Raw genomic sequence first — 19210 nt, forward strand, 5'->3', positions numbered from 1 at the left:
TTTGAATTTATTGTCTAAAAATGTGTCTTATTTTTGTTCAATTTGAAATCCGATAGCCTCGAGTTTTTCCAGCGTTGGCGCAGGTATCTGTTCTGCATGAATGGTGAATACCGGAAACTCGCGACGCACCGGGTAGTCGCCTCTGAGTTTTTCAAAATCCTGAACCCGTGCCCGAAAAGCGGCATCATCACGACGGATGTCGTAGGTGGCCAGCACGGCCGTGGCTATAATTTGCTCTTCGGTACAGTTGAAACCGTTGAGCTTGATTTTTGTTTGCTCGGGAAGCTCAATATTCGGGCAACTCCAGTTGTCGGCTCCCAGCCCGAAGAAACGGCTTATGGCCTGAATGCTCATACTGGTTCCATTGGCTTTGCCATCTTTGGAATATCCGGCGATGTGAGGCGTGGCAATGTCGCAGGCTGCGAGTAGCTCCAAGTCGATATCCGGTTCGTTCTCCCAGCAATCCAACACCAGGCCATTGATTTTATTTTCCCGGAGCGCGACTTTGGCGGCCTGGCTATCGAGCACTTCTCCGCGGCAGGAGTTAATCACAAAAGGCTTCTTCGGAAGATGATTGAAGAAGCTCTCGTCGGCCAGGTGGAAAGTTGCATCTTCACCTTCCATGTTTAATGGAACGTGTAGGCTGATGAAGTCTGCCTGCTCCTGAATTTGGTTCAGGCTGACAAATTTTTCCGGTCCCTCGGCACGTTCACGCGGCGGGTCGTTCAACAAAACCTTCATCCCGATGATTTCACAAAAGCGGGCCACTTTCGATCCCACTTGCCCAACACCAACAACACCGATGGTTTTGCCTTTCAGTTCGAAATTGTGTTTCTCTGCCAAAACGAAGAGGGTGGAGGCCACATATTGCTCCACCGATTTACTGTTGCAGCCCGGGGCATTGGTCCATTTAATTCCGGCCTCAGCGCAGTAAGTGGTGTCGATGTGGTCGAAACCAATGGTGGCCGTAGCAATAAATTTCACAGCTGATCCTGCAAGCAGATCTGCATTGCATTTGGTGCGGGTGCGGGTTACGATGGCATCCGCATCGCGAACAACCTCGGCCGTTGTTTTTGCTCCCGGCAAGTAAATCACCTCGCCAAAAGCTTCCAGTGCTCCCTTGATGTAAGGGATTTTATCGTCAACAATAAACTTCATATTTTAAGTAAAATTCCAAATTACAGGTTTCAAATTCCAACAGGCGAATATAGCAAGAACCGCTCGTTCTCTTCTTCAACAGCAAGTTCCAATTGTATCCTATCCGTCTATGTGGTTTAACTGTTCTTGTAATAATTGCTCACAATTTCTTCCAGTACTCTATTTGTTCGTGCGGCCGATTCGCCTGTACTTACGCAAAGCTCTTCACCGCGCAGCGATTGAATTACGTTTCTCACCAGGTTGTGTGAAATGTTCACCGGATTGGTAAAGCCAAAGTGTTCAATGCCTTTGTGGGTTCTTAATTCAAGTTCGCCGTGTGCAAAACAAGGAAGACTTAGCCGGCCTTTTGTCCCGGAAATCTCTATTTTATCCTGTTCGGCCGATTGGTCAACCACGAAACACCAGTTTCCGGTACCGATCACACCGTTTTTGAATGTGAAGATAGCAGAAACTGTGTCTTCCGCCTCGTAATAGCCGGCTTTATTACATGCCATTCCGTTTACCTCGGTCACCGGTCCAAACAAGAAATCGAGGTAATCTAACTGGTGCGATGCCAGGTCGTAAAACAAACCTCCCCCGGCAATTTCAGGGTCAAGCCGCCAGTTGTCTTTGGATGTTGAATGTTCGTCGGCTGCTTTATGCAGCGTGATTGACACCGTTAGGATTTGTCCCAGGGTACCGTTTTCAATCAGCTCTTTTGCCTTTAAATAGGCAGGAAGCGTGCGCCGGTAATAGGCAACATTCAGCGGCATACCGGTTTCTTTGGAAACCTTAAGCATTTCGAGGCATTCGGCATAGGTTGCTGCCATTGGTTTTTCCACATACACCGGTTTTCCGGCTTGCATGGCTTTAATGGCATACAGGGCGTGCGTACCGGGAGGGGTGGCGATATAAATGGCGTTGATGTCCGGATCAGCGATCAACTGATCGGCATCGGCGTACCATTTGGGCACGCCATGTCGGTGTGCGTAGTCGGCTGCTTTTTCGGCATTGCGGCGCATCACAGCGATCAGTTCGGAGTGTTTGGTCTTCTGAAAAGCCGGGCCACTTTTCACTTCCGTCACATCGCCACAGCCGATAATTCCCCAGCGGACAGCCCTCTCCGTCTCCCCCGAGGGGGGAGAGATTATTTCTGTCTTTATTGATTCTGCCATTGAAAATTATTGTTATCCGGGTTTCAATTTCTTACGCCTCCCCACCGGGGAGGCTGGGAGGGGCTTAGTATTTAAATCTTTCTTTATAGGCCCATAAGCCGATTGCCGGATTGGAAATATAGAAAATTTCCTCGCCATCGGGCAGGATGTTGAAGCCATCTTTCAATTTCTCCGGATTATATTTTTCGGTCACTTCGTCATAATCAGCGTACTTGAAGCCCACGCTTTCAATTTCCTCTTTGGTCAGGTTGCCTGGTTTTTTCCCGGGGCAGTAAGTGATTGAGAAACGACCTTCCGAGGAGCCGTGAATCAGGTGTGCAGCAGCCCCCAGGTTATCCTGAAGTTCCGGATTTTCTTCGACTGCTTTGAGTGTTTTGGGCGTTCCGAAATAACCATATTTCCGGATCAATCCATCAATGATTTTGTCTTCTCCGAATTCTTTTAAGGCCGGAGCCAGCACAATCAGTTCGCCTTTGTCGGCGATAGCCATCCGGGTGCGGTAAACTGATTTATTACCCAGCCAGGTTGATTTAAACTCCGTTGGGTCGAGCCAAACCACCACTTTTTTTAGCGGGCGGTCCAACATTTCGAAGTTTACTTGCAGCGATAGCTTTGCCGCTTTATCGAATACCTCAAAATCGTCGCCGATGAACAAGCCGCGACATTTAACTTTGCCGTCGGTTTTGTCCAGTCCCACTACGGTTTGAACGTATAAAATGGGCATGTCCTGTGTGAAATTGTCCGAGGCATAGTTGAATACCCGACGAACCGGTGTGTCGGCATGTCCCATCATGCGTTCCATACCGTAGGCTGCACCAATGAAGTGGCTTTTGTTAATGCCTTCGGAACCGCCGGTGCCGACAAAGATGTTTTTGTTGTAGTTAGCCATGCCGACAACTTCGTGGGGTACAACCTGGCCGATTGAAAGGATCAGGTCGAAATTTCCTTCCAGCAACAATTTGTTGACCTGCGCCGGCCAGGGAAATTCTACCGCTCCTTCCGAAACTTCTTTCACAAATTCGGCCGGAACGGTTCCGACGGTCACCACATCGTTGCGCCAGTCGTGCGGACGAATTAATGACTCCGGAAGCTTGCCAAACATGTGATGGATTTGTTCCCGGGTCATGGGCGAGTGTGTTCCCAATGCGGGTAACACATCGGTGAGCTTTTCGCCGTAATATTCCCAGCTAAGTTCCGTTAAATCGCCTGCACGACTTGGCAAGCGGGTATAGTCAGGTGGCACTGCCAATACTTTATCGACGTCCTTTAACTGATCCAATGCGGCAAACAAACCTTTTTTCAGGTCGTCTTTGCTTAATTCGTGGCTTGTTGAGCCAATTTCATAATAAATCATAGTATTTACGATTTAACTAATTACCATTTACTAAATGAACAGAACCGGTCATTGGGAGTTCATTTTTCGCTTCATTGTTGTAATTGAACTGGCAATGATTTTGAATAATTCCAAATTCTCGGCCATTAGTTTTTCCAACAACGATTTTTCAACTAAACCAGATTCAATAATCAGTTTGAACCAATAAAGAGTTTCATCAAGTTCCTCTTCGACCATTTTCAGTTTGTTCAAAAAGTCTTTATCTGATTTTGCCAGACATGCAGCCCGATAGTTGGCACCGGGAGATGTTCCTGAGCGGATAATTTGATTTCCGAGAGTTCGGCCCGTCATTGTTTGCGGTAAACTCTCGGAAAGCTTTATGATGCGCAAGGCAAATAATTTCAATCTTTTTTTCAGACTTTCTTCATCCATTGTGAAAATGGTAAATCGTCAATATGTAAATGGTCAATTACGTTTATCTTTTTACGCGGGCGTTGCCTTCCCAGATACTCCAAACCATATCTTCATCGGCCGGTTGAGCGTAGTCGGTCAGGAAGGTTGTTGCCAGTGCACCGGTTGCCCAGCCAAACTGCGGCCATTTTTCGCTGTCCCATCCTTTGAGGATCCCGTATAACATGCCGCCCACAAAGCCGTCGCCTCCGCCAATGCGGTCGAGCACGTTAATCTTCCGAGGCTCAACAACCTGCCAGTCGTCGCCGGCACGAAGTACGGCTCCCCAGAGGTGCTCGTTGGTGCTGATCACCTGGCGCAGCGTTGTTGCAAATACCTGAGCCTTGGGGAAGGCGAGCTTTACATTGTTGATTAAGCCTTTAAATTCCTGAATTTCGTCGTTGATGGCTTTTCCGCCGGCATCGGGCCCTTTAATGCCGAAACAAAGCTGAAAGTCTTCTTCGTTTCCGATCAGAATGTCGGAGGCTTCAGCAATTTCGGTAAAGTTTTTCCGTAATTCTTCCTCACGGCCTTTCCAAAACGAAGCCCGGTAGTTGAGGTCGAATGAAATGAGTGTGCCATATTTTTTTGCCGTGCGTGCGATTTGCAGACAGAACTCGCTGGTGTCGGGCGACAAGGCCGCAATCAATCCCGAGAGGTGAACAATTTGAACACCTTCCTGTCCGAAAATACGTTCCAGATCGAAATCCTTCACATTTAACGTACGACCTACTTCGCCGGCACGGTCGTTTTGCACACGAGGTCCTCGTGAGCCGAACCCACTGTCGGCAATGTTGAATTGGTGGCGATATCCCCAGGGATCGCCTTGCGCAACTTCGGGGCCTTCATAGTCCATCTGGCGGGCTTTCAGGTTGCTTTTAATGAATGCGGCAATCGGACTTCCTTTCACGAAAGTTGTCAGAACTTTTACCGGTAGTCCCAGGTACGATGAGATGCTGGCCACATTGGTTTCGGCACTGGTTGCCTGCATTTCGAATAAATTACTGCTGTAAACCGGCTGTCCGTTTACCGGCGTAATACGCACACCCATACTGGTTGGTACCAACAGCGAGTATTTAAAATTTTCTTTCAGTTGAAGTTTCATAACGCGATATTTACGATTTATTTATTGACGATTTACGATTTTTAGTTATCGTGGTTAACATGTTTACTCGTTGGCAGAGCAATCGTATATATTTCTTTGTAAAATTTTGCGCAAAATCCTGTAATCCTCTTTGTTAACTTAATAGTTAGAGCTGGCGGATTCTGCAAATAGTACATAGTAAATAGCTAAATGGTAAAATTTCTACACCCCGCTATAAGCATTGAACCCACCATCAACCGGGATTACGATGCCCGTGATGAATTTGGCCAGATCGGATAAAAGAAATAAGGTTGCCCCGTGCATATCGTCTGGTTCGCCAAATTTGCCCATCGGCGTGCCGGTCACAATTTTTTGGCCTCGGGGCGAATAATTTCCGGTTTTCTCATCTAGAACCAAAAAGCGGTTTTGGTCGGTGATGAAAAAGCCCGGGGCTATGGCGTTGACACGAATGCCGGTTTTTGCAAAGTGAACAGCCAGCCACTCGGTGAAGTTGTTGACTGCCGCTTTGGCAGCCGAGTAAGCCGGTATTTTGGTCAACGGTTTATAGGAGTTCATTGAGGTGATGTTCAGAATGGCGCCTTTGCGGTTTTTGATCATATCTTTTGCAAAGACCATGGTTGGCAGCAGCGTTCCCTTAAAGTTGAGGTCGAAAACATGATCGAATCCGTCCATTTTCAAGCCGAAAAACGAGTCTTCCAGCTTGTCGATATTGCTTTCGGTCAGCTCTTCAACTTTGGTTGTTGCCGAAGGACTGTTGCCGCCGGCTCCGTTAATCAGAATAGCTACATCGCCCAGCTGTTCGTTAATAACAGCTTTTGCTTTTTCCAACGAGTCTTTGTCCAGAACGTCGGCCTGAACACCGATTACTGTGGTTTTGTAGGTCGAACTGATTTCTGCCGCGGCTTTTTCTCCTGCTTCTTTGTTGCGGCCCAGAATCGCAATTCGGGCTTTTACTGAAGCCAGTGCTTTCACCATCTCGATGCCCAGTACGCCGTAGCCACCGGTTACAACACAAACCTTTCCTGCGAGATCATTAAAACTAATTGGTTCCATAATTACTTTGATTTTATTCTTTATAAAAGTCCAGATTCTCTTTGGTTACGATATCGATAGAGGTGTAGTTGTCTCTTTTGACTTGCTTTTTCAATAAAATGTGATCGAATAAGGTCTGAATGGCACGGTGCCCTTGCTCTTCGGGGCGTTGACAGATCAGAAAGTCAACAAGGCCGGTTTTCAGGTATTCCACATTTTGTTGAATCAGGTCGTGTCCGATTAAGCGGATATGGTGCATATTTTTCGATTCAAGGTACTGGGCAATTCGGAAAACCTGCGAGTTGGTGACGAAAATGCCGTTCACCCCACCGAGCTTTTCAATCTCACGATCGATAACGGTGAAAAAATCCGGATTGTTTGGGTTCTCGATTTTAAGGGTGTGTGTGCGTTTTTGCCCTTGCTCGTTGCTTTGTTCAAAATAGTTGAGAAAACCTTTTTCCCGCTGATTGGGATGGTTCTGGTTATCCAGTTCTTTTCCAAAGTGAATGATTAAAATTTTTGAATCATGGGGGAGTGAAATATCAAATAACCGGGCAGCCAAAGTGCCGCATTGAAACGAGTTTTGGCCGATGAAACTGAGCTTGTTGCAATCTCCCATGTTGGAGTCAATAAACACATAAGGAATCCGATGTCGATTTAATTGTGCAATAAAGTCGATTGATTCGCGCGAGAAAAACGGCGCGAAGACAACGCCCTCTGGATTTTGTTTTAAAATTTCTTCCGCTTTTTTGCGAAACGAGGTCGGGTTGGCCTGCGAAAAATAGTGGGTTTCCACCACAACACCATATTGCTGAAGCTCTGTTGCTGCTTCGCTGATTCCTTTTAGGGGTTTGCTCCAGTAAGCTTCGGGATGGGGCACCTCGGGAATTAATACGGCAAAGGTGTGTGTCTTTTTCGAAGCCAGGGTGCTGGCCAAAATGTTGGGGCGGTAGTCCAACTCCTCGAGTATTTTTAATATTTTCGCACGGGTTTCCGGATTGACCTCTCCCCGGTTGTGAATTACGCGGTCAACGGTGCCAATCGATACATTCGCTTTTTCTGCAATGTCTTTAATTCGTATTCTCTTTTTTGGTTTGATGGCTTAAATCTTTGAAGGGTTAAACATTCAATTCAAACAAATTTACACAAAATTTCGGCTTGTCGTGTTCGCACACGGTAAATATATTTTAAAACATCTTTTGGTCGAATTTTGTGACGATTAATTGTTTTCCTTGTTTTTATGGTCTATTTTCGTGTGCGAACACGGCATCGCATTGCGTGTCGTTAGTAGAAGATAATCAAACCATAAATTAAATCAGTTATGAAAATAGGAAAGTTCAGTTTTGGCGTTGGCGATCGTTTTAGTCATCAGGGCGAGGCTCAGTTAAGAGCTTTAATGAAAGCTACCCAACAAGGCGTTGAGGTTGTGCCGGTGTGGAATAAGTCGAACCGGGAGCACAATACGATTCATTCGGAACCTGTTGAAACCCGCCGTGAGGCCGATGTCGCGGTGAAGGCTTTGGGTTGGAGTGGTCAATATTGTGTTGATGCTGACCATATTAACCTGACAAATGTTGATCGATTTGTAGATGTGTCGGATTTTTTCACCCTCGATGTTGCCATGTATATCGGCACGGCGTCGTCGGATGACGAAGTAGCTGCATTTTGTGAATCGTGCAAGTTGCTGGGGCCGGAAGTTAAGATTCCGGGCGTAGCTGAACCTATTGTTGTGACTGATGAATTATTGAAAGAAGAGGCGGGTAAGTTTTTGGCAGCGATTAAGGAAGCAGGGCGGATTTATCGCCATATTGAGTCGGTAAAAGGAAAGGGGAATTTTATAACCGAAGTTTCGATGGATGAGGTTGAGGCTCCCCAAACGCCGGTGGATATGTTTTTTATCTTAAAGATGATTGCCGACCAGGGAATTCCTGCGCAGACATTTGCGCCCAAATTTACCGGCCGTTTTAATAAAGGTGTCGATTACGTAGGCGATACAGCTCAGTTTGCCAAAGAGTTTGAAGCCGACCTGATGGTGATTGACTATGCTGTTAAGAACTTTGGTTTGCCCGAAACCCTGAAATTGAGTGTGCACTCGGGTAGCGATAAGTTTACCATTTACCCCATTATGGCCGGGATCTTGAAAAAGTTAGACAAAGGCTTACATATAAAAACGGCCGGTACAACCTGGCTCGAAGAGGTGATTGGTTTGGCATTGGCCGGCGGCGAGGCGCTGGAAACAGCTAAAGGAATTTATGAAAAAGCCCTGGCGCGCAAAGAGGAATTATGTGCTCCGTATGCTGATGTAATTGATATTGACGACAGTAAACTCCCGACTGTTGATGAAGTGAAAAAATGGGATGCTGAGAAATTTGCCAACAGCTTACGACATATTCCGGGACATCCTGAATACAATCCAAATTTCCGTCAGTTGATTCACGTTGGCTACAAAGTGGCCGCCGAGCTAGGCGAGACCTACATTGGCTTGCTTGAGAAACACGCCGATGTGATTGGCCGTTGTGTGGAAGAAAATATTTACGACCGCCACCTGAAGCGGTTATTCAATTTATAAAAAACCAAAATCAGAAATTAGATAGAAAATGAAAAAGTTTATGGATGAGAACTTTCTGTTGCAAACAGAAACAGCTCAGAAATTGTATCACGAACATGCGGCAAAAATGCCGATTTTTGACTACCACTGCCATATCAACCCTAAGGATATTGCCGAAGACCGTCGTTTCAATACCGTAACAGAAGTGTGGTTGTACGGCGATCACTACAAGTGGAGAGCCATGCGTACAAACGGCGTTGACGAGCGCTTTTGTACCGGCGATGCGAGCGATTGGGAAAAATTTGAAAAATGGGCCGAAACGGTGCCTCACACATTGAGAAATCCCTTGTATCACTGGACTCATCTGGAGTTGAAAAAATTCTTCGGGATTGATAAACTGTTGAGCCCGGCTACGGCGAAAGAGATTTACGACGAATGTAATCGTTTGCTGAATACACCGGAGTACAGCTGTCGCGGATTGATCCGCAAGGCTAACGTGCATACCATTTGTACAACCGACGACCCTGTTGATTCCCTGGAATATCATCGCCAAATTAAAGATTCAGGTTTCGAGGTGGCTGTGTTGCCGGCATGGCGTCCCGACAAAGCTATGATGGTTGCTGATCCGGCTTTCTTCAACGACTATATGGAGCAGTTGGAAAAAGCGGCCGGAATGGATATCAAAACTTTTGGTGACCTGATCGCTGCTTTAGACAAACGTCACGAGTTTTTCCACGAAAACGGTTGTCGCCTGTCAGACCACGGCTTGGATACGGCTTTTGCTGAAGATTATACTGCAGAAGAGATTGAAGCAATTTTCTCTAAAATTCGCGCTGGCGCTGGCTTAGACGCTACTGAAATTCTGAAATTCCAATCATGCATGTTGTATGAATTTGGTGTAATGGACCACAAACGCGGTTGGACGCAGCAGTTTCACATTGGTGCTCAGCGGAACAACAATACCCGTTTGTTCAAAAAATTAGGACCGGATACCGGTTTCGATTCAATTGGCGATGTGCCTGTTGCGGCACCATTGGCTAAATTGCTGGACCGTCTGGACATGCAAAACAAATTGACCAAAACAATTTTGTATAACCTTAATCCGCGCGATAACGAGCTGTATGCAACTATGCTGGGTAACTTCCAGGATGGCTCGGTGCCCGGAAAAATCCAGTACGGATCGGGCTGGTGGTTCCTTGACCAAAAAGATGGTATGGAGAAGCAAATGAACGCACTCTCGAACCTGGGATTATTGAGCCGTTTCGTCGGTATGTTAACCGACTCGCGCAGTTTCTTGTCGTATACCCGTCACGAATATTTCCGACGTACATTGTGCAACTTGTTGGGCAAAGATGTTGAGAACGGAGAAATTCCTTATGACATGGAACTGTTGGGTAGTATGGTCGAAAACATCTGTTTCAACAACGCGAAAGAATACTTTAATTTTTAGTCATTCCGAATAGGTTGAAATCGATTGCACAATTCTTGGAGGATTCAAAAAGAGTTTTATCTTTGCAATCGATTGCACACGAAAATTAAATGTTGAAATACGATGAATAAGAAAGTTGTTACATTTGGAGAAATCATGTTGCGTTTAGCAACTCCCGGTTATTTGCGTTTTGCACAAACCGATACGTTTACTGCAACTTATGGTGGGGGCGAAGCCAATGTGGCTGTTTCGCTGGCCAACTATGGTGTTGATGTCGAATTTGTAACCCGTTTGCCTAAAAACGATATCGGCGAAGCTTGCCGCATGGATGTTCGCAAGTATGGCGTTGGTACAGATAACATCATTTGGGGGGGCGACCGTTTAGGGATCTACTTCCTGGAAACAGGTGCTGTTAGCCGTGCATCAAAAGTGGTTTACGACCGTGCTCATTCTGCAATTTCGGAGATTAAGCCGGGAATGGTAAACTGGAAAGAGATCTTCAAAGATGCCAAATGGTTCCATTGGACAGGTATCACTCCTGCAATTTCGCAAAGTGCTGCTGATGCTTGTTTGGAAGCGATTCAGGTTGCCAACGAAATGGGAGTTACTGTTTCGTGCGACTTGAACTACCGCAAAAACTTGTGGAAATATGGTAAAGCTTGTGGCGAAATTATGCCTGCTTTGGTTGCCGGAACCGACATTGTTTTGGGTAACGAAGAAGATGCTGCAATGGCGCTGGATATCCATCCCGATGGCGTTGATGTAACCGGAGGTCATGTTGAAGGTGCTGCTTACGAATCGGTATCTAAAAAGATCATGGCAAAATTCCCGCGTGTGAAAAAAGTAATCACGACGTTGCGCGGATCAGTTAATGCTAACCACAACAGCTGGGCTGGTGTTCTTTTTGACGGCGAAAAACTATACGAATCTCCGCAATACCAAATTACACACATTGTTGACCGCGTAGGTGGTGGCGACTCGTTTATGGGTGGTTTGATCTACGGGTTGTTAACTTACACCGACGACGATCAAAAAGCATTGAACTTTGCTGTTGCCGCTTCGTGTTTGAAACACACCATCTACGGCGACTACAACCGTGTAACGGTGGACGAAGTAGAAAAATTAATGGGAGGCGACGCTTCAGGGCGTGTATCCCGATAAATCTTTAAACCCCCTCCGGGAGGAGGGGGTTTTTGATGTTTAAAAGAATTGGATTTAATTTATTTTCTATAAAGCATTTATTATGGCTCGTTTTTCCAGAATTGAAGTAGCAATTAAAATGAAAGAAACTGGCGTTGTGCCAGTGTTCTACCATAAAGATATTGAAGTTTGTAAATCAGTAGTAAAGGCCTGTTATGATGGCGGTATTCGTGTTTTCGAATTCACCAACCGCGGCGATTTCGCACACGAAGTATTTACGGCTTTGGTAAAGTGGACTGCTGTTGAATGCCCTGAAATGATGATGGGTGTTGGTTCAATCATCGACGGACCAACAACGGCACTTTATATCCAGCTGGGAGCCGATTTTATCGTTGCTCCAATTGTTGACGAAGAAATGGCGCGCATCTGTAACAAACGAAAAGTGGCCTGGAGCCCGGGTTGTGGTTCTGTTACCGAAGTTGTGCGTGCACACGAGTTGGGTTGCGAAGTGGTGAAAGTATTTCCTGGTTCTTCTGTTGGCGGCCCCGATTTCGTTAAAGCCGTAAAAGGCCCGATGCCTTACGCGTGTATTATGCCTACTGGTGGTGTTTCGCCCGACGAAGCAAACATGAGTGGCTGGTTTAAAGCAGGTGTACATTGCGTTGGTATGGGATCTCAATTGTTTCCTGCAGACGTATTGGCCCGAAAAGATTGGGCATTTATTACCAATAAATGTGCCGAAGCATTAGCTATTGCGGCAAAGCTTCGCTAATATTAGCGTCAGAATAAAACAATTAAACCGAATAAATTTATTAACTATGACATTAAATCAAGTTACAGAGAAAATGTCCAAGTACCGGTGGACGATTGTGGCGATGTTGTTCATGGCAACAACTGTAAACTACCTCGACCGTCAGGTGCTTTCACTAACCTGGAAAGATTTTATCGCTCCGGAATTCCACTGGACTGACACCGATTATGGTATAATTACAGCATGGTTCTCGGCTTTTTATGCCGTGAGTCTGCTATTTGCCGGTCGTTTTGTCGACTGGTTGGATACGAAAAAGGGATATTTATGGGCCATCGGTATTTGGTCGCTTGGTGCCGTTCTTCACGCATTTTGTGGTATCGCAACTTCTGGTATTCTAACCGGCCACTGGCTGGTTGGTTTTGAACAAGCCCGGCACTATATTGCTCAAGTTGAAGATGTTGCTCGCGTGCTGAATGTGAGCGTTGTATTGTTCATTTTTGCCCGCCTGGTACTGGCCATTGGTGAGGCCGGTAACTTCCCGGCAGCGATTAAAACCACGGCTGAATATTTCCCGAAGAAAGACCGTGCTTATGCAACCTCTATCTTCAACGCCGGAGCAACAGTAGGTGCCTTGGCAGCTCCTGTTACTATTCCCGTATTGGCGAAACATTTCGGCTGGGAAGCAGCTTTTATCCTGATCGGTGCTCTAGGCTTCCTGTGGATGGGCTGGTGGCAGTTTGGCTATGCCAAGCCTGATAAACATCCAAAAGTCAATAAAGCGGAGCTGGACTACATTGGTCAGGACCATGACGAAAACGCAGCCAATAGTGACGAAGAAATGGCTGCCAGAGGTAAGAAAATGAGCATGGCCAAGTTGTTTAAATACAAACAAACCTGGGCTTTCGCTTTCGGTAAATTTATGACCGATGGTGTTTGGTGGTTCTATCTGTTCTGGACTCCCGCCTACCTGAGTTCGGTGTACGGAATGGAATCGTCGGATCCGGCAGCTCAGTTAGCACTGTTCGTGTTGTACGCGATAACCTTGTTGTCGATTATTGGTGGCTGGTTGCCAACATACTTTGTCGACAGTAAGGGGATGCACCCTTATGCTGGTCGTATGAAAGCGATGTTGATTTTTGCTTTCTTCCCCTTGTTGGCTGTATTTGCGCAACCCTTAGGTCATCTCTCGTACTGGTTCCCGGTTATTATTATTGGTATTGCCGGAGCCGCTCACCAGGCTTGGTCGGCTAACATTTTCACCGTTGTTAGTGATATGTTTCCGAAATCAGCCGTAGCTACGGTAACCGGTATTGGTGGTTTGGCCGGTGGTGCAGGTTCTGTGGTAATCAACTTGAGTTCAGGGATCTTGTTTGACCATGCCCGTGTGACCAATATGAACTTCTTGGGATATCGTGGTATCGAAGCCGGATATTTCATCATCTTCGGTGTTTGTGCGGTTGCTTATTTGATCGGCTGGATTGTGATGAAGAGTCTGGTCCCCAAATACAAACCCATTACCGATTTGGTATAGTCACGAATTGATGACATTTTTGACAGGCTTTTATTCAAAGCCGTAAAGTTTGATAATGAATACAAGAGAGGGCGCTGTTCGCAGTTGCCCTCTTTTTATTTGAGCAAAATTCGACGCCCAGAATTTTTTTCGGGCCTGTCGGATCGACCTGTTGCGGATTGCCTTGCGGTATCAAGCTGGCAGTAAGAGACGTCTATAAACGGGGCGCGAGATTCCGACCAGTGTTGTTTTATTTGAGATTCTCCGAAAAGAGCACTTGCACATTGATGTCCCCCGGATCTTTAAGCTGTGTGGTCGTATTTGGAGCAGCTAAGGCACGTGTTGGGGCGGTGGCGCTGCGGACTTGATTACATTTCGCCTGGATTGTTTCGGATTTTTTAAATGAACGTGAATTAATAGATAATTTTGTTGTTTTGTGATTTTCGACAGATTCAGAAGTTAAATTAATTGCTTATTTAGAGTTGCGATAGGTTTGTTTTTCGAATGAATCTATCATTTGTTAACTAGAAATGAAAATTATGAAACTATTTGTATTTGATTTGGATTTCACGATCTGGAATGCAGGTGGTACCTGGTGCGACAGCACACATCCTCCGTTTGCATGGAAAGATGGTAAATTAAAAGATCAGGAAAGCAGATGGATTTATCTGTATCCTGAAGTAAAAGAAATTTTAGCTGAGCTGAAAGCTGAAGGTCACCTGATTGCTGTTGCATCTCGAACCAACGCGCCAACAGTTGCCAAACAGTTGTTGCATCTGTTTGAGATTGATCATTATTTCGATGCACGAGAAATCTATCCCGGTTCTAAATTGACGCATTTCGACCGGATAATGAAGGAGACAGGAGTGGCAAAAGAGCACATCGTCTTTTTCGATGATGAGCTCCGGAATATCGAAGATATTCGCTCGGCAGGTATCGAATCGGTATTGGTGAATAATGGCATCACAAAGGAGCTGGTGAAGCCTTACCTGACCCGGGAAATTGCGCAGGATCTACTGCAAAGTAAAGCGTGCTAGCTGGCACAAACTAAATTGGAAAATTTGAAACAAAAGCACTTTTGCTTATTGTTTCAAATTATGCGGGTGTTGAGCGTTTGCTTCGGCCTCGTAAAATAACGACTCGAAAAGAGTCATTTTTTTTGCCCTAAAGTTTTTTGTTAAAGGCAGAAAAGGCCGAAAAACAAAAGCTTTCCCATCTTTCCCGGATTTCTATATACGAAAAAATTTATTCGTCATACCACTGTTTCATCGCTTGCCGGTTGTTTTCATTCACGATATTTTTTGCCTCAGCGCTATAAACAAATTCAAGCTCCGATGCAAACCGTTCGGCTATTTTGCCGCGAACCATCTTCATGGTCGAGTTTAGTAAATGATTTTGTTCGGTAAAGGCTTCGGGCAGAATCGCAATTGTTGCGGGCAGCCAACGTTCGGGAAACGAATTGGCAAACTCGCCATTGCGCTTGTATTTGTCAATTTCGCTCTGGATGAGTTTTAGACTGGATTCAATTGCCCGATCGGTTCCCGGCTGTATCCCGCGACGGCTAAGCTCCCGGCTGATGGCTGCCGCATTAGGCACGATAAGTCCCGTTGTGTACGGATCCTGATTGTTGTGAAGCATACACTGGTCAATCAGGGGCGACTGTTCAACAATAGCCTCTTCAATGCCTTCCGGGCTGTATTTTTCGCCATCGTGACCGATTAGCAGGCTTTTGAAACGCCCCAGAACATACAGGAAGCCGTCTTGATCGAGGTAGCCCATGTCGCCGGTGTGAAGCCAACCATCTTGCAGCGTATCGGCTGTTGCTGTCGGATTTTTCCAGTAGCCCAGCATCACATTGTCACCTTTTACAATGATTTCGCCTTTCTCGCCCGCGGGCATTTCCAGGCCTTCTGCGTCCACGATTTTTAGTTCCATGTATTTCACCAGTCGGCCTGACGAACCCATTTTGATGGCATGCAACGCATTGGACGAGATCACTGGCGCTGCTTCCGACAGTCCGTAGCCCTGGCACATGGGGATGCCGATGGCAAAGAAAAAACGCTGCAACTCGATGTCGAGTAAGGCGCCGCCACCGATAAACAGTTTCAGTTCACCGCCAAAGCTTTCGCGGATTTTCGAGAACAGGAGTTTGTCGTACAAAGCCACCAGCGGTTTGTAGATGAAACGCAGGCCTTTGCCGCGGTTAAAGCCGTTGCCGTTGTATTTGTAAGCGATCTTCAGTGCGTGGTTAAATAGTTTTTCGGCTTTCGGGCCTTTTTGCCGAATGCCCGACTCGATGCCTTTGCGGAAGTTTTTGGCAATGGCCGGAACACTCATCAGCACGCGCGGCTTAATTTCTTTGATATTCTTCGGAATGTTTTTCAAGGTCTCCATGGGGGTCGAGCCGACTTCGAGCGAGGCCACACTTGCTCCGAAATACATAAAGCAGTACAGGCAGGCTGTGTGCGCAAAGGCGTGGTCCCAGGGCAGAAAAGCCAGTGTTTTCCAGTCAGGTGTAATGTCCATCAGGGTGCTCGACTGCAGTACATTGGCCGCATAGTTCAGGTGCGAGAGCATAATCCCCTTGGGATCGGCCGTGGTGCCCGAGGTGTAGGAAATATTGGCCAGGTCGTTTGGCTGAACAGCCTGGTAGCGTTGCTCCACGCGGGCTCGGTTCTCATGTAAAAGGTTTTTTCCCTGCTCCACCAGATCGCAATAGAAAAGATCGTTTGCCAGCGGTTCTTCTTTTTCATTCAGATAGATGACGGCCTCTAGTTCGGGCAGCTCGTTTCTGATGGCTTCAATTTTTGAAGCTTGTCCTTTCGAAACAATCACGAAGCGACATCCCGAGTGCATCAACCGGAACTTCATTTCGGTTTGCGCATCAAGCTTAACCGATAAAGGAACATTGATGGCCCCGGCATACAAGATCCCCAGTTCGCTGATGATCCACTGGTTTCTACCTTCAGATATTAAGCCGATTCGGTCGCCTTTTTTCACCCCAAGGCTGATTAAGCCTGCTGCAAATTGCAGAACCTGGGTTCGGGTTTCGCGATAGGTGGTGCCGGCAAATTTGTCGGTCGACTTTTCCCATAGGTAGATGTTGTCGGGAAATTTGCCAACACTGCTTTCAAATAGTTCAATGATTGTTTTCATTCGGATGCATGGATTTATTTGAGTCGGCAGCAAAAATAGAAAATTTAGGCGAGACCCTCGTTTCGGCAGCTCGTGCCGGGGAGTAAAAGAAAAGAGGCCCTGTAGTGAGCCTCTTTTAATTTTATGCGATGTTGTGAGTATTTATAATGTTCCGAACTGATAGATGGTGCTTTGCTGGTATTTTTCGCCCGGAGCAAGCTCGGTAGTGGGGAAATTCGGGTGGTTGGGCGAGTCGGGGTAATGTTGCGTTTCGAGCGCTACACCGGCATAGCTGCCGAATTTTTTCACGCCATCGATGGTCAACTCCGGAATCCAGTAGCCGGTGTACAATTGAATGCCTGGTTGGGTGGTGTACACTTTCACCGATCGGCCGCTTTTTTCTTCCGACAGACAACCGGCATAAACCAACTTGCCCTGCTCGTTGCCCAGTACATAATTCAGGTCGTAGCCATCAGCCAGCCCGGCAATGTCTTTACCAAGCTTTTTGGTTTTGGTGAAGTCGAAGACAGTACCTTCCACCGGAACAATATTGCCCGTGGGGATCATGTCAACAGCTTCGGTGATCTGTTTGGCATTCAGCTCCAAATCGTGGTTCAGAATATTTTCCTTACCCGATGTGAGGTTGAAATAGCTGTGGTTGGTCAGGTTAACGATGGTTTTTTTATCGGTTTCAGCTTCGTAGCTGATCTCGAGTTTACCCTCGTTGTCGAGCGTGTAGGTACAGCTCACTTTCAAATTGCCGGGGTAACCTTCTTCACCGTCGGGGCTCAGGTAGCTTAGCTTTAAGCCAACTTTGCCGGTAATTTCAAACATTTCAGCCTCCCATATTTTCCGGTCGAACCCAATTAGTCCGCCATGCAGATGGTTGGGGCCGTTATTAATAGCGCCACTGTACTCAACTCCGTCAATGGTATATTTTCCGTTGGCAATCCGGTTGCCGAAGCGACCGATGATGCAGCCAAAGTAAGGATAACTTCCCAGGTAGGCTTCGCTTAAGTAGTCGTCCAGCTTTTCAAATCCACAGACAATGTTTTCTGTTTTACCATCCTTGTCGGGGGTGAAAACCGATGTAATTAATGCGCCGTAATTACTAATGTTGATGCAAACATGCTTGTCGTTTTCCAGGCTAAATAAGCTTACTTCCTGGCCGTCTTTCGTTTTTCCGAATGTTTTACTGGTTATTTTCATAATTTCATATTGTTGCTAAGTCGCTGTATGCCATGCTTGTCGTTAAGTTGATACAGCAATATACAAGTGGTTTTTATTCGTACAAACACAAATATAGTGATTCTAATTACATACTGGTGGGTACTGGTTGTGTTATTCGTTGAAAAATGGTTACTTTTGACACTTGAGACTGCTAATCTAATGTAACGTGAAGAATATTCAAATTGACGACAGCTTAGGGATTCCCAAATACCGGCAAATAATTAACTCCGTTTACCAGGCCATTTCCAATGGTGAGTTGAAGGTCGGCGATAAAATTCCTTCGCTAAACCAGATCTGTGCCGAGTTCGATTTGTCGCGCGATACCGTGATGGTTGCCTTTAATGAGTTGAAAGCGAAAGGAATCATTCATTCTATTCCCGGGAAGGGCTACTATATTAATAGTGTTGATGTGAATGTGAATGAACGCATTTTTGTTCTGTTCGACGAGTTGAATGCTTTTAAGGAGGATCTGTACACCTCGTTTCTGAATGCACTGGACGATAAAACAACCGTCGATATTTATTTTCATCATTTCAATTTTCAGGTTTTTAAGGATTTAATAGCAGCCAGTGCCGGGAAATATACCTCGTATGTGATTATGCCGGCCACCTTCGATTATACGGCCGACATTCTGAGTGTTTTGCCCGACGATAAAGTTTACATTCTCGATCGCTTGAAACCGGATCTGGAAAAATATCCGGTCGTTTATCAGGATTTTGAAAAGGACATGTATGGTGCTTTGACTGCCGGCAAAGATTTGTTGACCAAATATGCTAAGCTGGTGATGATATTTCCCGGCGGAAAGGAACCCGAGGGGCGGATGATCGGCTTTCAGAAATTTTGTAACGAGAATAAGATACAATTCGAGGTTTTGCGCAGCCTGCTAAACCGAACCATCCGGAAAGGGGAGGCCTATTTCGTTCCCTCGGATCGGAATTTGGTGCGTTTGGTGAAGATGGCTGCCGAGCAAAATCTGCTGCTCGGCGAGGACCTGGGAATTGTGTCGTTTAACGATACCATGTTGAAAGAAGTGGTTGCCGGCGGCATTACAACCATTTCAACTGATTTTGCAGAAATGGGCAGGCGCCTCGCTCAGATGGTGAAAGACCGCAGCCCCGAGAAAATTGCCAACCCCGCAGCGCTGATTCAACGAAATTCTTTATAAGTCCGTCTGCTGGCCGAAAATGTGTTTTACAACATGGCTTAGGCCAAGAGCCAGCAGTGGGATAATTTCT

The 19210-nt window shown here is 46.2% G+C and carries 16 protein-coding genes; 7 read left to right on the forward strand and 9 right to left on the reverse strand.

The annotated features are described in order from the left end of the window. Positions 1–27 precede the first annotated feature (27 nt). From pdxB to C8N47_RS13965, 7 genes are all read right to left on the reverse strand, one after another. Positions 28–1158, reverse strand: coding sequence for a 4-phosphoerythronate dehydrogenase PdxB (gene pdxB / locus C8N47_RS13935; RefSeq protein WP_107823186.1), 1131 nt, complete (start codon positions 1156–1158; stop codon positions 28–30). A 116-nt stretch (positions 1159–1274) separates the two neighbouring features. Continuing rightward, entirely contained in the window at positions 1275–2312 is a 1038-nt protein-coding gene (locus C8N47_RS13940) for a Gfo/Idh/MocA family protein (RefSeq protein WP_107823187.1), read from the reverse strand. 64 nt (positions 2313–2376) lie between these two features. Beyond that, the gene (locus tag C8N47_RS13945) at positions 2377–3666 is read right to left on the reverse strand and encodes a nickel-dependent putative hexonate epimerase (protein ID WP_107823188.1); all 1290 of its coding nucleotides are present in this window, start codon (positions 3664–3666) and stop codon (positions 2377–2379) included. Between the two features lie 48 nt (positions 3667–3714). Then, on the reverse strand, positions 3715–4077 hold the full coding sequence (locus C8N47_RS13950; RefSeq protein WP_107823189.1) for a four helix bundle protein: 363 nt from the start codon (positions 4075–4077) through the stop codon (positions 3715–3717). Between the two features lie 43 nt (positions 4078–4120). Beyond that, positions 4121–5200: a sugar kinase gene (locus C8N47_RS13955; protein ID WP_107823190.1), complete on the reverse strand. Its 1080-nt coding sequence runs from the start codon at positions 5198–5200 to the stop codon at positions 4121–4123. Between the two features lie 201 nt (positions 5201–5401). After that, positions 5402–6253 carry an SDR family oxidoreductase gene (locus C8N47_RS13960; RefSeq protein ID WP_107823191.1) on the reverse strand — a complete coding sequence of 284 codons (852 nt, stop codon included), beginning with the start codon at positions 6251–6253 and terminating at the stop codon, positions 5402–5404. 13 nt (positions 6254–6266) lie between these two features. Beyond that, on the reverse strand, positions 6267–7331 hold the full coding sequence (locus C8N47_RS13965) for a LacI family DNA-binding transcriptional regulator (protein WP_320168384.1): 1065 nt from the start codon (positions 7329–7331) through the stop codon (positions 6267–6269). Positions 7332–7553: 222 nt separating this feature from the next. Here C8N47_RS13965 and C8N47_RS13970 point away from each other — a divergent pair, with 222 nt between their 5' ends. The 6 genes from C8N47_RS13970 to C8N47_RS13995 all read left to right on the forward strand — a co-directional run bounded on the left by C8N47_RS13970 (position 7554) and on the right by C8N47_RS13995 (position 14647). Then, the gene (locus tag C8N47_RS13970; protein WP_107823193.1) at positions 7554–8801 is read left to right on the forward strand and encodes a tagaturonate epimerase family protein; all 1248 of its coding nucleotides are present in this window, start codon (positions 7554–7556) and stop codon (positions 8799–8801) included. Between the two features lie 28 nt (positions 8802–8829). Further along, on the forward strand, positions 8830–10230 hold the full coding sequence (uxaC, locus tag C8N47_RS13975) for a glucuronate isomerase (protein WP_107823194.1): 1401 nt from the start codon (positions 8830–8832) through the stop codon (positions 10228–10230). Between the two features lie 102 nt (positions 10231–10332). Further along, positions 10333–11370 (forward strand): sugar kinase, encoded by a 1038-nt coding sequence (locus C8N47_RS13980; RefSeq protein ID WP_107823195.1) that lies wholly within the window; start codon positions 10333–10335, stop codon positions 11368–11370. Positions 11371–11452: 82 nt separating this feature from the next. Further along, complete coding sequence (locus tag C8N47_RS13985) at positions 11453–12121, forward strand: bifunctional 4-hydroxy-2-oxoglutarate aldolase/2-dehydro-3-deoxy-phosphogluconate aldolase (protein WP_107823196.1); 669 nt, start codon at positions 11453–11455, stop codon at positions 12119–12121. Positions 12122–12167: 46 nt separating this feature from the next. Beyond that, positions 12168–13631 carry an MFS transporter gene (locus C8N47_RS13990; RefSeq protein WP_107823197.1) on the forward strand — a complete coding sequence of 488 codons (1464 nt, stop codon included), beginning with the start codon at positions 12168–12170 and terminating at the stop codon, positions 13629–13631. 518 nt (positions 13632–14149) lie between these two features. Further along, positions 14150–14647 (forward strand): magnesium-dependent phosphatase-1, encoded by a 498-nt coding sequence (locus C8N47_RS13995; protein WP_170111400.1) that lies wholly within the window; start codon positions 14150–14152, stop codon positions 14645–14647. Positions 14648–14855: 208 nt separating this feature from the next. Here the strand turns inward: C8N47_RS13995 and C8N47_RS14000 are convergent, their stop codons facing one another. Then, the gene (locus tag C8N47_RS14000) at positions 14856–16766 is read right to left on the reverse strand and encodes an AMP-dependent synthetase/ligase (protein WP_107823199.1); all 1911 of its coding nucleotides are present in this window, start codon (positions 16764–16766) and stop codon (positions 14856–14858) included. A 141-nt stretch (positions 16767–16907) separates the two neighbouring features. Then, a complete protein-coding gene (locus C8N47_RS14005) occupies positions 16908–17954 on the reverse strand; it encodes an aldose epimerase family protein (RefSeq protein WP_107823200.1) in 1047 nt (348 codons plus the stop codon). Between the two features lie 187 nt (positions 17955–18141). On the opposite strand from C8N47_RS14005, the gene C8N47_RS14010 reads away from it, so the two are divergent. Continuing rightward, positions 18142–19140, forward strand: a complete 999-nt coding sequence (locus C8N47_RS14010) for a GntR family transcriptional regulator (RefSeq protein ID WP_107823201.1) — start codon at positions 18142–18144, stop codon at positions 19138–19140. The last annotated feature ends 70 nt before the right edge of the window (positions 19141–19210 follow it).

Source organism: Mangrovibacterium marinum, from assembly GCF_003046625.1.
GTDB lineage: Bacteria > Bacteroidota > Bacteroidia > Bacteroidales > Prolixibacteraceae > Mangrovibacterium > Mangrovibacterium marinum.

What these genes read in the sequence shown, in the direction of transcription:
- pdxB (WP_107823186.1), bottom strand. Translation starts at nt 1,158, where the DNA reads ATGAAGTTTATTGTTGACGATAAAATCCCTTACATCAAGGGAGCACTG.
- C8N47_RS13940 (WP_107823187.1), bottom strand. Translation starts at nt 2,312, where the DNA reads ATGGCAGAATCAATAAAGACAGAAATAATCTCTCCCCCCTCGGGGGAG.
- C8N47_RS13945 (WP_107823188.1), bottom strand. Translation starts at nt 3,666, where the DNA reads ATGATTTATTATGAAATTGGCTCAACAAGCCACGAATTAAGCAAAGAC.
- C8N47_RS13950 (WP_107823189.1), bottom strand. Translation starts at nt 4,077, where the DNA reads ATGGATGAAGAAAGTCTGAAAAAAAGATTGAAATTATTTGCCTTGCGC.
- C8N47_RS13955 (WP_107823190.1), bottom strand. Translation starts at nt 5,200, where the DNA reads ATGAAACTTCAACTGAAAGAAAATTTTAAATACTCGCTGTTGGTACCA.
- C8N47_RS13960 (WP_107823191.1), bottom strand. Translation starts at nt 6,253, where the DNA reads ATGGAACCAATTAGTTTTAATGATCTCGCAGGAAAGGTTTGTGTTGTA.
- C8N47_RS13970 (WP_107823193.1), top strand. Translation starts at nt 7,554, where the DNA reads ATGAAAATAGGAAAGTTCAGTTTTGGCGTTGGCGATCGTTTTAGTCAT.
- uxaC (WP_107823194.1), top strand. Translation starts at nt 8,830, where the DNA reads ATGAAAAAGTTTATGGATGAGAACTTTCTGTTGCAAACAGAAACAGCT.
- C8N47_RS13980 (WP_107823195.1), top strand. Translation starts at nt 10,333, where the DNA reads ATGAATAAGAAAGTTGTTACATTTGGAGAAATCATGTTGCGTTTAGCA.
- C8N47_RS13985 (WP_107823196.1), top strand. Translation starts at nt 11,453, where the DNA reads ATGGCTCGTTTTTCCAGAATTGAAGTAGCAATTAAAATGAAAGAAACT.
- C8N47_RS13990 (WP_107823197.1), top strand. Translation starts at nt 12,168, where the DNA reads ATGACATTAAATCAAGTTACAGAGAAAATGTCCAAGTACCGGTGGACG.
- C8N47_RS13995 (WP_170111400.1), top strand. Translation starts at nt 14,150, where the DNA reads ATGAAACTATTTGTATTTGATTTGGATTTCACGATCTGGAATGCAGGT.
- C8N47_RS14000 (WP_107823199.1), bottom strand. Translation starts at nt 16,766, where the DNA reads ATGAAAACAATCATTGAACTATTTGAAAGCAGTGTTGGCAAATTTCCC.
- C8N47_RS14005 (WP_107823200.1), bottom strand. Translation starts at nt 17,954, where the DNA reads ATGAAAATAACCAGTAAAACATTCGGAAAAACGAAAGACGGCCAGGAA.